The sequence below is a fragment of the Stenotrophomonas sp. 22692 genome (assembly GCF_052045015.1).
In the GTDB taxonomy this organism is placed as follows: Bacteria; Pseudomonadota; Gammaproteobacteria; order Xanthomonadales; family Xanthomonadaceae; genus Stenotrophomonas; species Stenotrophomonas geniculata.
In genome coordinates, this window is record NZ_JBQEMR010000001.1 from 304,206 (window position 1) to 316,365 (window position 12,160).

The window sequence follows — 12,160 nt, forward strand, 5'->3', positions numbered from 1 at the left end:
GGGCGCCCTACCAGCGATGGGTCAATGTCATGGACAGGAATCGGCCGAGCGCCGTTGCATTGGTCGGGTCGAAACCGGTGTTGATGCTGTTGACGATGAAGGGCGGATTCCGGTCGAACAGGTTCTGCACGTTGAAGGCCAGCGAAGTGCCCTGTCCGGCACCGGCAGCACCGCTGAAGTCATACCTGAGATTGAGGTCGACCGTCGTCCACGAGCTGACATGGGGGTCGGCGCGGTTGGCGGGATCGCGATAGCTGTCCACGTAGTTCACGAACAGCCCGCCGGCAACCTGCCGGTGGCTCATGGCGAGGCCGCCGCGCACCTTCAGGTCGACCGGGAAGTACACCGCATTCACCGCGTCCACCTCGGGCGAGGTGGCGGTCACGCGGCGCTTGGAATCGATGATGTACTGGCCGGCAAGGTTCAACGCGATGCGGGTCTGGCCAGCGTCGAAATCGTAGGAGGCATTGAAATCGACGCCGCGCTGCGAAGTGAACGCGTTGTTGCGGAAGCGGTTGTCGAGGATGACCTCGCTGCTGGTTTCATCGGTTCCTGGTGCCAGGGCATAAGGGCCCACCCGCGATACGAACAGTCCCAGGCCGGAGGCACCCAGCTGGCGCGCCTGCTGGATCTGCTGCGGCGTCGGGTTGACGGTGAGCAGGTCCGCATAGGGCGCGGTGGACTGCAGGAACAGCGACGGGAAACTGCCGCCGAAACCGCTGCCGATCCGGTCGGCATACTCGATGTGGTAGTAGTTCGCGTCGATCTTGAGGCCCGGCAGCGACGGGGGCGCGAACGAGACGCCGCCGGTCCAGGTCTTGGCACGTTCGGGCCCCAGATCCGGGTTGCCGTTGGAGAGCATCATCAGCACCGTGCTTCCGTTGGCCGCGCTCGGGTTGGGTACTTTGGCCACCACCACAGTGTTGTTCAGCTGCATGTCCTGGTAGACCGGCGCGCGGTAGGAGCGGCCGTAGCTGGTGCGGAATGAAAGTCCTTCCGTTGCTTCCCACAGCAGGCCGAGCTTGGGATTGAGGGTGGAACCGAAATCGCTGTAGTCGTCGTAGCGTGCGGCCGCAGTCAGCGACAGCCGGCGAACGCCAGGCATGTCTGCCAGCAGCGGAATGTTGAACTCTGCGAAAGCGGAACGGATCGTGCGCTGCAGATCCAGCGGCTTCTCAAGCCCACGGTGATCGAGCAGTTCATAGCCATCGCGGCGGTAGCCCGCACCGAATGCCGCGCGTACGCTGCCGGCCGGAAGATTGAACAGCTCGCCGTCGGCGATCATCTCCAGGTAGCGCGATTCGGAATGGGTATCCGTCGGCGGTGCGGTGCTGACCGAGCTGCCGGTGATGGTGGTTCTCTCGTAGGAGACGTCGCTTCTGCCGAATCCGGAATTCAGACGGGCCTGCCACTGGCGCGGAAGCTCGAGGGTAAGGCCGGCGAACACATCGAACTGCCGCGTGTGCGGGAACAGGCGGGTCTCGTCGGCAGTGCCGGAAATGGTGGTGTCCATCTCGCGCTTGGCAAAGGAGCCGGTCAGGTTGAGCGTCAGCACATCACTGAGCGCCTGCACGCCGTCCAGATGCAGGCTGTGCCGCTTCGAGCCGGGATAGATGTCGTACGGCCTGACCGTGACGTTCCTGGAAAAGTCCTTGTCGACCGCGGCGAGGTTGGACTGCTTCAGGAACTCGTAGCTGGCCATCAGGTGGCCACCCTCCCACGACCAGCCGGCCGACTGCGATGCCTGGTATTCGTCCATGTTGCCGCGGGTGACGCTGCCGTAGCGCAGCGAGGTTTCATAGCCGGTGAAATCGCGGCGCAGGACGATGTTGACCACACCGCCGACGGCGTCGGTGCCGTAGATGGCCGAGGCGCCATCGGTGAGGATCTCCACGCGCTCGATGGCACTCAGCGGAATCAGCGAGATGTCGACGTACTGATAGCGGTTCGAGGAGGTCACGCGGTGGCCATTGATCAGCGTCAGCGTGGTGCCCGTGCCCAGGCCACGCAGGTTGATGGCGTTGCCCTGGCCGAAGTTGTTGCCGGTATCGCGGTCGACGCCGAGGTTGCCGACGTTGGCGCCGTTGGCACCACCGCCGAAGTTCTGTGGCAGCTTCTCGAAGAGCTGCTGCAACGAGGCCACCCCGGTTCGATCAATGGCCTCCCGGTCGATCACGATGACCGGGGAGGCGCCGCCGCCAATGGCATCGCGGATGTTGCTGCCAATGACCATCACCTTGTCCAGCGTGGCGGTATCGGATCGCCGGTCGCCCTGGACAGGACTGCCGGGAACGCTGGCATCCTGCGCCATTGCCGGCGCGTTGAGCTGCAGAGCGGCGGCCAGGCTGGCGACCACCAATGCCGCCGGCCTGGCGGTGGATGCGTTGTTCATGCCCCGGTCCATCGATCTCATCGGATGTTGGTCTGCGGCACGAGCCATCGCGCCTTCAATAGCGATGTTATATCATATCATTCAAGATGCGCGACGATCTCTTGCTGTGCCGAGAGGCGACAGCAGGCACACCGCCACACAGGAGCCACTGCACCGATGCCGGACCGACGCTGATGAGAATGTTCGCGCTGCCGCCGCCGGTCACCGAGATCCTCACCGCGTACTGGAAGGCGGACCGCAGGCTGCTGCTGTTGATTGCCGCCATCGTCGTGCTTTCCAGCCTGGCCACGGTGGCAGCGCCGTACCTGTTCTCGCGCCTGATCGACCGCATCAGCACGGAAGGCATCCGTGAACTGGCGGGAGGGTTCCTGCTCTACGCGGTGATGCTCGGCGCCGCCAGCATCCTGCAGAACACCGTGCAGTACCTGTCGTTCCTCAGTGGCGAGAACCTGGGTTTCATCACCAGCACCCGCTACTTCGCGCGGCTGCTGAAGAAGACACACAGCTTCTTCCTGGATTACAACGCAGCCGAACTGCAGGTGGCCGGGGAGAAGGGCCGCAACGCCCTGAAGATCGTGGTGCAGCTTGGCCTGGTGGTGTTCATTCCCAGCGCACTGCAGATCCTGCTGACCCTGCTGACACTGGGTGCGCTGATCAACCTGCAGATGGTGGCGATCGTGCTGGGCTACGGTTCTGTGGCCGTCACGCTCTCGGCCATCGCTACGCGGCGAGCACGGATCCATCGTGAGGCGGCGGTCGAAGCGGGCCAGCAGAATGCGCGCTTCGTCGGCAATGCGATGAACGCGATGGAGACGCTGCGGCAGTTCGGCGGCAGCGCGTGGATGATCCAGCGCTTCGAACAGAAGGCCCAGGAGGTGCGCGACAGCTGGCGGGCCTACGTGCTGCAGCGGGTCGGCTTCATCGCGCTGCTGGGCATCGGCCTGGCGGTCGAGTTCATCGTCACCTTCGCACTGCTGCTCCCGCGCTATCAGAGCGGTGACCTGAGCGTCGGCGATATCGTGCTGTTCAACCTGCTGTTGCTGCAGCTCAACATGCCCTTTGAAATGATCGCGCGCTCGATCGATGACGTTGCCCGTTCGTGGACGCTGCTGACGCCGCTATCGGCCCTGTGGGCGGCACCCGAAGAGCGGCAGGCAGCAAACGCCGGCCGATTCCACGGAGAATGCGGCCGGATCGAGTTCCAGCATGTCAGCCATCGCTACGGCAATGGACGCGGCGTCCGGGATGCGTCCTTCCACGCCGGGCGCGGCGGCATCAACTTCCTGATGGGGGAGACCGGGGCAGGGAAGTCGACGCTGTTCAAGCTGGCACTGAAGTCGATCGAGCCCCAGCACGGTCGCATCCTGGTGGATGGCACCGACCTGGCCGACATCGACCGTGCCGCGTGGCACGCCGCCGTCGCCGTCGTTCCCCAGGATGTCATCCTGCTCAACGAGAGCCTGGCCGACAACATCCTGCTGGGGCGCCCGCGCGACGACACCCGGTTGCGCCGCGCGACCCGCCAGGCGTCGATCCTGGCCTTGATCGACGCGCTGCCCGCAGGCTTTGAAACCACCGTGGGCGAGCGTGGCCTGAAACTTTCCGGCGGCGAACGGCAGCGCATCGCCATTGCGCGTGCACTCTACGGAGAGCCCGCCATCCTGTTCCTGGATGAAGCCAGCTCGGCGCTGGACGAGGCGACCGAGCGCGAGATCATGGGCCATATCCGTGCGCTAGCCGGTGATGTCACGATCGTAGCCATTACCCATCGCCGCAGCGTGGTGACCGCAGCCGACCAGGTGATCGTGCTTGCCACGGGCTGACGGGACATGGCTGACACCTGCACCTGCAGCTGGGGCGCGATGCTTCTGGGGTACGCTGTGCGCGACCGTTCCCGGTGCCTCCCGCGCTGTCGATGCCTGGCCCGTGACCCCGCACCGACTCATTCCAGGAATCCCGCATGTCCGACAACCCTCCACCGCTGAACATCCTGGCGTTTGCCGGCAGCCTGCGCAGCAACAGTTACAACCGGCGCCTGGTCAGGGCTGCAGCAGGCGCCGCGCCTGCGGGCCTGCTGCTGACCGTGCATGACACCATTGCCGATATTCCGCTGTTCGACGAAGACCTGGAAGCCGCCGACCCGGCCGGTCCTGCCGGGGTCAAGCGCCTGCGCGCGGCCATTGCAGCCGCTGACGGCGTGCTGATCGCCACGCCGGAGTACAGCCAGTCACTGCCCGGCGTACTCAAGAACACGCTCGATTGGCTGTCCCGCGACGATGCCGAATACCGCACGGTCCTTTCGGCCAAGCCGGTGGCGATCATCGGCGCCACGCCGGGTTACTGGGGCACCAAACTGGCGCAGTCGCAGCTGCGCCATACATTGACCGCCATGGGGGCATTGACCATGGCCTCGCCACAGCTCTATGTGGCCGAAGCAGCGGCCGCCTACAACAATGACGCGGACGATTTCGACGCGGCGACGCGCAAGCGCCTGCAGCGCTTCCTGGAGGGATTCCAGGCCTGGGTCCAGTTGCTGCAGGGCAGGGCATCGCGCGGTTGAGCCGTGCCGGCAGAGGGCGTCAGCGCCCGCCGGTGCCAGCGCCCGGATCATGCAGCCCGCGCAGTTTTTTCTTGTTGATCTTGCCCACGCTGGTCCGCTCGATCGCATCCACGAAGCTGACACGCTCCGGAATCGCATAGCGTGAGATGTCTCCGGAACGGCTGCGCGCTGCGACCAGTTCGATGATCTCCGCCTCTGACACATCACGGCCGGGCTGCCTGACCACCAGTGGCAGCGGCCGTTCGCCCCATTTCGCATCGGCGATACCGATCACCGCGACCTCGCTGACCGCCGGGTGCAGTGCGATGATGTCTTCCAGCGCGAGCGAGGAGATCCATTCGCCACCGGTCTTGATCACGTCCTTGATGCGATCGGTGACGCGCAGGTAGCCACCTTCATCGATGTTGCCGATGTCGCCGGTGTGCAGGTAGCCGCCCGCCCACAGCGCTGCCGAAGCGTCGGGATCGTGCAGGTAACCCTGGGTCAGCCAGGGTGCTCGTGCCACCACTTCGCCGGTGGCGACGCCATCGTGGACGACATCACCCATGTCCGGGTCGACAATCCGCAGGTCCACCAGCGGCACCGGGATGCCGGCCTTAGTGCGCAATGAAAGCACCTCGTCGGCATCGGTCACGCTGTCCACGTCGATCTGGGCGATGGTGAGCAGAGGGCAGGTCTCGGACATGCCATAGCCGCCGAAGATATCGACGCCCCGTGCCAGCGCACGCTGCGCCAGGGCACGGGGCAGGGCGGCACCGCCGATGATCACCTTCCAGCCCTCCAGGTCGGTCTGCGCCGCGTCCGGGTGCTCCAGCAGCATGTGCAGGATGGTTGGCACGCAGTGCGAGAAGGTCACCTTTTCGCGCGCGATCAACGCCAGCAGCTTCGCAGGCAGGTAGCGCCCCGGATAGACCTGCTTGATGCCCATCGCGGTAGCCACGTAGGGCAGGCCCCACGCGTGCACATGGAACATCGGGGTCATGGGCATGTAGACGTCGTCACGGTGCAGGCGGCCCTGGCGGGGGGCGCCGCCGAGCGCGGCCATCGCCGCCAGCGAATGCAGCACCAGCTGCCGATGGCTGAAATAGACCCCTTTGGGCAACCCGGTGGTTCCGGTGGTGTAGAACACCGTGGCACGGGCATTCTCGTCGAAGTCCGGGAAGCGGACGACCGGCGTGGCATCACGCAGGCCCGCTTCATACTCGGTGGCGAAGCCTGGCGGCAGCGGGCCATCGGCATCGTCCAGCAGAATGCGGGTGCGCAGGTCCGGCAGCTGCTCGTCGATGGCGTCCAGCAGCGGCAGGAACTCGCGGTTGGCCAGGATCGCCCGCGCGCCGCTGTGGTTCAGCGTGTACGCGATCTGCTCGGGGGCCAGGCGCACGTTCACCATCATCAGCACCGCACCGATCATCGGCACCGCGAAGTAGGCCTCCAGGTAGCGGTTGCTGTCCCAGTCCATCACCGCCACCGTGTCGCCGTGGCCGACTCCCAGCGAGGTCAGCAGGCCTGCCAGCTGGCCGATGCGCGCGTGCAGGGTGCGGTAATCGAACCGTACCTGGTCGCCGTAGACGATTTCCTGTCCAGGGCTCACCGCCAGCGGCATCAGCAGCAGCTGCTTGATCAGCAGTGGATAGGCATGGGCATCGGGAGTGGGGGCGGTTGACATGGCATTTCCTCGTGGGCGGCGTTGCGGTCGCCGGCCTTCTCCGCCCCACACTAGCAAGCCCTTCCTGCTGTACCAGCGTACCTAGGTACCTGTTCCCGCGCGCACCCGATTTGATAATCTCGCCAGGACATGCCAACCCTGCTCATCGCCGATGATCACCCCTTGTTCCGTGCGGCACTGCATCGCGCGGCGGAAGAGGCGGTCGCCGATCTGCAGATCAGCGAGGCTGATTCGCTGGACGGCGTGCTGGAGGTGATCGAGAACCAGTCGATCGACCTGATGCTGCTTGACCTGCACATGCCCGGCAACCACGGGCTGGCCGGGTTGGCCACGATCCGTGCCCTGCAGCCGGGCCTGGCGATCATCATCGTCTCCGCCAACGAGGAGCCGCAGGTCATCCGGCGTGCCATCGACCTCGGCGCCGCAGGCTACCTGCCCAAGAGCTCGGGCTTGAACGAACTGCAGTCCGCGCTGCAGTCCGTGCTGGAGGGTGAGCGCTGGATTCCAGCGTTGCTGCGCGAGCCGGTGGCGCGGGTGGCACCGTTCAGCAGGGATGCCGACCTGGCCGCACGCCTGGCCAGCCTGTCGGCACATCAGTACAAGGTGCTGGGGCTGGTGGCCGAGGGCCTGCTCAACAAGCAGATCGCCGACCGGCTGGGCGTACAGCTGCGCACGGTCAAGGCACACATGACACGCATCATGGAGCGGCTGGGCGTGCGCAACCGCGCGCAGGCCATCCGCGTGCTGCACGAAATGGGATTGGCCGATCCGTCCCGGCAGATCGAAGAGCTTCCCGAGCCCTGATGGGTCAGGGCGTGGCAGTGGTCGCCAGCAGGTGGTTGATCGCCCAGCGCAGCGCCAACGGCTTGAACGGCTTGTTGAGCAGGGACAGCCCAACGCCGCGCACCGCCCCGCGCGTATCGCTGCCGGTATCGGCACTGAGGATCACCGTCGGCCGCGGCCCATGCATGCCCACCAGCCGCTTCCACAGCGCAACACCGGTATCGCCATCATCCAGGTGATAGTCGAACAGCCACAGCGCCGCCTCGTGCGCTGAGGGTCCGATGTCATCGGCGTTGCCTGCCGCGATCACATCGCAACCCCAGGAATGCAGCAGCTGCCGCATCGCCTCCAGTGCGTCCGGGTCGTTGTCCACCACCAGTACACGAATTCCCTTCAGGGCGCTGCTGCCGCCCGTCGGTGGTGGACTGCGCGGGGTCACAGGGGGTGCTGCGCGTTGCACGCTGATCGAGAAGGCCGAGCCATGCCCGGGTACGCTGCGCAGGTGCAAGGGTGCATGCAGCAGGTCGGCGATTCGGTGCGCGATGGTCAAGCCCAGGCCCAGTCCTTGCCCGTTGCTGCGATCGATCCGGTGGAACTCCTCGAACACCACCGCCTGCTGCTCCGGAGCAATGCCGGGGCCGGTGTCATGCACGCCGATCATCAGTGCCTGCCCCTGGCGGCGCACACCCAGCAAGACACCGCCATGGCGGGTATAACGAATGGCATTGGCCAGGAAGTTCTGCAGCACCCGGCGCAGCAGCAGTGGGTCGCTTTGGACCCAGGCCTGGCTCCGCACGTGGCGGAACTGCAGGCCACGCGCCGCCGCCAGCACCGCGAACTCCTGCGCAAGCGGATCCAGCACGGTCGACAGCGCGAAGGGGCGGGGATCGGCCACCAGCCCACCGGCTTCCAGTCGCGAGATATCCAGCAGGCCGGACAGCAGGTCATCAGTGGAATCCAATGCGCCGCGGATCTGCCGCAGGAAACTGTCGAGGAACTCGGACTCGATGTGCTGCGACATCGCCTCGGTCAGCAACTGGGCCGCATGCAGGGGCTGGATGAGGTCATGGCCGACCGCCGTCAGGAAGCGCGTTTTTGCCGCGTTCGCGCGCTCGGCCTCCTGTACCGCCTGCTGCAGCCGCGCGGTGCGGTCCTGTACCCGGCGTTCCAGATTCTCATTACTGCGCTTGAGCGCATCTTCCGCGCGGCGGAACGCCGTGACATCGGTGAAGGTGGCTACATAGCCACCGCCCGGCATCGGGTTGCCGCGGATCTCGACGATGGTGTCATCGGGGAAGATCCGTTCGGACAGGTGTGGCGTGCCACGGCGCATATGCGCGACGCGGCGCTGCAATGCCTTGGTCGGCGTGTCGCCAGGGCCGTCGCCGATCTTCAGCTGTCCCAGTGCCCATGCCGTGAGGTTGACCACCGGCTGCCCGACCTGCAGCAGCTCCGGCGGGAACTTGAACAGCGCGGCGTAGCGGCTGTTCCAGGCCACCAGCTGCAGCTGCGCATCGACCACGCTGATACCCTGGCTCATGTTCTCCAGCGCAGCTTCCAGCAGGCGCTGGTTGAAGCGCAGCACCTGGGTGGCCTCGCCGACGGCGCGGGTCACCGCGTCCAGCGGCGCGGCGCCGCCCTCGCGTGCGGCTTCGACCAACAGCCGTGCCATGCCTGCGCCGACCACGGCCGTCAGCTCACGCTCGACGGCGGTGACCCGGTCGTCATCCAGCATCTGCCCGGCGTGGCCCTCCAGCAGCTGGCGCGCACGCTCCTGGCCAAGGAAGCGTCCGGCGGTCCTGCGCAGGGACGCCGCAGCCACCGCATCCCGCCTCCGCGGCAAGGACGGACGCACGGCCCGCGACACCAGGGCCACGGCCAGCAGGTTGACCGCCAGGCTGGCCCCCATGCTGATGGCGATATGCCCCGGCTGCACGCGCAGCGAGACCACCGACAACCAATGCAGCCCGTCGGCGTCGACCGACGGCGTCGCGGCCGGGATCACCATCGGCAGCAGTACCAGCCACAGCCAGGCCAACGAGCCCAGCACGATGCCGGCCATGATGGCCGCGGAGGGCGTACGTGGGCGATACACCGCCAGCAGCACAGCCGGTGCCAGCTGCGAGAGGGCGGTGAAGGACATCAGGCCGAAATCGCTGAGTGCCTCGGTGTCGCTCATCGCGCGGCTGTACAGCCACGACATCAGGAACACGGCGAGGATGCCGGCACGGCGGAACGCCAGCACGCGCGGGCGCAGATCGGCGTTGGCCACGCCACCCTCGATGCCGCCGAGCAGGCGCGAACCGAATCCGTGGTTGCCAAGCATGATCGACAGGGTCAGCCCGGAGAGGATCATCATGCCGGTGGCCGCGCTCAGGCTGCCCAGATAGGCCAGCAGCGCCAGCAGATGATGGCCACCGGCCTGCGGCAGCGCCAGCACGTACAGGTCCGGTGATACCGAGGCCGGCAGCTGCGCGGCACCGGCCAATGCCATCGGCACCGACGGCATACCGATCAGCAGCAGGTAGACCGGGAACATCCAGCGTGCCGTCTTCAGGTCCGATGTCTGGCGAAGCTCGACCACGCCGACGTGGAACTGGTGCGGCAGGGTGAACGCGGAGATCGCCCCCAGCGCGACCATGGTGAGATAGTCCGGCACGATGGCCGGTGGCGGCAGCTGCGCCATCTTCTCCAGCAGCGGCGTGCCGGCTTTGTTCACGGACAGCGCCGCATACAGGCCAATGGCCAGCAGTGCGACCAGTTTCAGCACCGATTCCAGGCCCAGCGCGACCACGATGCCGCGGTTGGGCTCGGTAGCCGAGGCCTTGCGTGCACCGAACAGCAGGGTGAACGCGGCCATCGTCAGCGCGAACCAGAACGACATGTCCAGCTGCGCACCGACAGGCGCGAACCGATCACCGAGCAGGGCACCCAGCCCCTGGCTGACGGCTTTCAGCTGCAGTGCGATGTAGGGAATGATGCCGAACAGCGCCACCAGGGTGATAGTGAAGCCGAGGCCGCGATCGGCACGCAGTCGTGCAACGACCAGATCGGCTATGGTGGCACTGTTGTGCTGCTTGGCCAGCCGCCCGAGGCGGAGCAGGAACGGCAGGCCCAACGCGAAGATCAGCGCCATGCCGGCCAGGGTCGGTGGAATGGGGAAACCCCATTGCTGCCCCTGCGAGGCCGCACCGTAGTAGGTCCACGCGGTGCAGTGCACGGCCAGCGACAGTGCATAGATGAGCGGCCAGGCCTTCGAAAGCCGGTGCCCGCGGCGCTCGCCCCACAGCGCCACGCCAAACAGCAGTGCGGTCCATGCAATGCAGGCGAAGAGGACGATGGAGGGCGTCAACATCGCTCCAGTGTAGGGAGAGAAGCGGGCAGGGTGGTGCTAGGCGGCGATCACGATCAGTGACAGCTGCTCAGCGACCAGTGCCAGCTCGCCATCGGCGACCCGCTCGACGGCCTTGCGCTGGGTCAGCAGCCACTGGCCGGGCTGGCGCGCATCCAGTGACACCAGCTGCGAGCGTACCCGCACCTCGGACCCGCTCGGCACCGGCGCCAGGAAGCGGACCTTGTTCAAGCCGTAGTTGAGCGCATGGGCGATGCCGGGGAAGCCGGCGAGGGCGGCCACATCGTCCTCCACCGTCAGCGAGAGCAACAGGAAGCCATGTGCGATGGTATGCCCACCCGGCATCTGCGCCTGCGCCCGCGCTGGATCGACATGGATCCAGTTGTGGTCACCGGTGGCGTCGGCAAAAGCATCGATGCGCGCCTGGTCCACGCGGGTCACGCCACTCAGCCGCTCACTGGCGGCCCACTGCTGCAACGCCTGCAGGGCGGGAGGCAGGTCGCTGTCCGCACTCACGCCACACGCTCCAGCAAGGTCAGGATCGCGTCACGCGCCTCTGGCTCGGACAGCATCGGCGCGTGCCCCACATCGGGCACCTCCACCAGGCGGGCACTTTCCGAGGTGGCCGCCATCTGCCGCGCGACATCGGCCGGCAGAATGTCGGACAGCGCACCGCGTACCACCAGCACCGGCACCCGTGCGGTCAGCCCGCGGACCGCACGCCACAGCAGCGGACGCAACAGCCACAGCAACCATGGCCGGGTAGTACGGATCACTGCCGGGTCGTAGTCCAGTTCCAGCAGGCCATCGCTGCGCGGGCGGAAGGTGCGCACCGCCATCTGCCGCCAGTCGTCGGTGCTGAAGCGCGGGAACGCAGCCTTGCCGATGGATTCCACGTAGGCCGTGGCCTGCACCGGGTCCATCGGCGGGACCGGCTTGCCGGCGTACTTGCCGATCCGTGCCAGCGCCTCGCGTGGCACCTTGGGGCCGGCATCGTTGAGCACCGCCCCGGAAATCCGCCCGGGCGCGCGCGAGGCGAGGGTGATGGTCACCAGCACGCCCAGCGAGGTGCCGATGAACACCGCCTTGTCGATGTTCTGCGAGCGCAGCAACGCAACCATGTCATCCGCATAGGCACGCGGGTTGTAGCTGGACGGGTGATATGCGCGTTCCGAGCCTGCACGACCACGCAGGTCGACCGCGATCACGCGCCAGCCCTCGGCGGTGAGTACATCGGCAAGCGCATCGAAGTCGGCACCATTGCGGGTCAGTCCTGGAATGCAGACCACCGTGCCACGCGCTGCCTGCCCCGCATCGGGTGCATGGTCGCGCGCATGCAGGCGCAATCCATCATTGCTGTTCCAGTACAGGTCGTCGTAAGACTGCGTCATGCAGAAGCTTCCTGAA

General features: G+C 66.4%; 8 protein-coding genes. 3 read left to right on the forward strand and 5 right to left on the reverse strand.

What is annotated here, in order from left to right:
* Nucleotides 1-7: 7 nt before the first annotated feature.
* The gene (locus ACTJJM_RS01330; RefSeq protein WP_440865069.1) at nt 8-2,392 is read right to left on the reverse strand and encodes a TonB-dependent receptor domain-containing protein; all 2,385 of its coding nucleotides are present in this window, start codon (nt 2,390-2,392) and stop codon (nt 8-10) included.
* Between the two features lie 173 nt (nt 2,393-2,565).
* Between ACTJJM_RS01330 and ACTJJM_RS01335 the strand changes: the two genes are divergently transcribed.
* The gene (locus ACTJJM_RS01335; protein ID WP_071305238.1) at nt 2,566-4,215 is read left to right on the forward strand and encodes an ABC transporter ATP-binding protein; all 1,650 of its coding nucleotides are present in this window, start codon (nt 2,566-2,568) and stop codon (nt 4,213-4,215) included.
* A gap of 137 nt (nt 4,216-4,352) precedes the next feature.
* Entirely contained in the window at nt 4,353-4,952 is a 600-nt protein-coding gene (locus ACTJJM_RS01340) for an NADPH-dependent FMN reductase (RefSeq protein WP_440865070.1), read from the forward strand.
* Nucleotides 4,953-4,971: 19 nt separating this feature from the next.
* On the opposite strand, the gene ACTJJM_RS01345 is transcribed toward ACTJJM_RS01340, so the two are convergent.
* Nucleotides 4,972-6,618, reverse strand: coding sequence for a fatty acid--CoA ligase (locus ACTJJM_RS01345; RefSeq protein WP_071305236.1), 1,647 nt, complete (start codon nt 6,616-6,618; stop codon nt 4,972-4,974).
* Between the two features lie 129 nt (nt 6,619-6,747).
* Here ACTJJM_RS01345 and ACTJJM_RS01350 point away from each other — a divergent pair, with 129 nt between their 5' ends.
* Nucleotides 6,748-7,422: a response regulator transcription factor gene (locus tag ACTJJM_RS01350; RefSeq protein ID WP_010485636.1), complete on the forward strand. Its 675-nt coding sequence runs from the start codon at nt 6,748-6,750 to the stop codon at nt 7,420-7,422.
* A 4-nt stretch (nt 7,423-7,426) separates the two neighbouring features.
* Here ACTJJM_RS01350 and ACTJJM_RS01355 read toward each other — a convergent pair whose 3' ends face one another.
* Genes ACTJJM_RS01355 through ACTJJM_RS01365 form a run of 3 tightly spaced genes read right to left on the reverse strand, consistent with a single transcriptional unit; the run spans nt 7,427 to nt 12,144 of the window.
* A complete protein-coding gene (locus tag ACTJJM_RS01355; protein ID WP_440865071.1) occupies nt 7,427-10,756 on the reverse strand; it encodes a hybrid sensor histidine kinase/response regulator in 3,330 nt (1,109 codons plus the stop codon).
* Between the two features lie 36 nt (nt 10,757-10,792).
* Nucleotides 10,793-11,269, reverse strand: coding sequence for a MaoC family dehydratase (locus tag ACTJJM_RS01360; protein WP_053443063.1), 477 nt, complete (start codon nt 11,267-11,269; stop codon nt 10,793-10,795).
* Complete coding sequence (locus ACTJJM_RS01365) at nt 11,266-12,144, reverse strand: alpha/beta fold hydrolase (RefSeq protein WP_440865072.1); 879 nt, start codon at nt 12,142-12,144, stop codon at nt 11,266-11,268. Before ACTJJM_RS01365 ends, ACTJJM_RS01360 begins: the two co-directional genes overlap by 4 nt.
* Between the last annotated feature and the right edge of the window lie 16 nt (nt 12,145-12,160).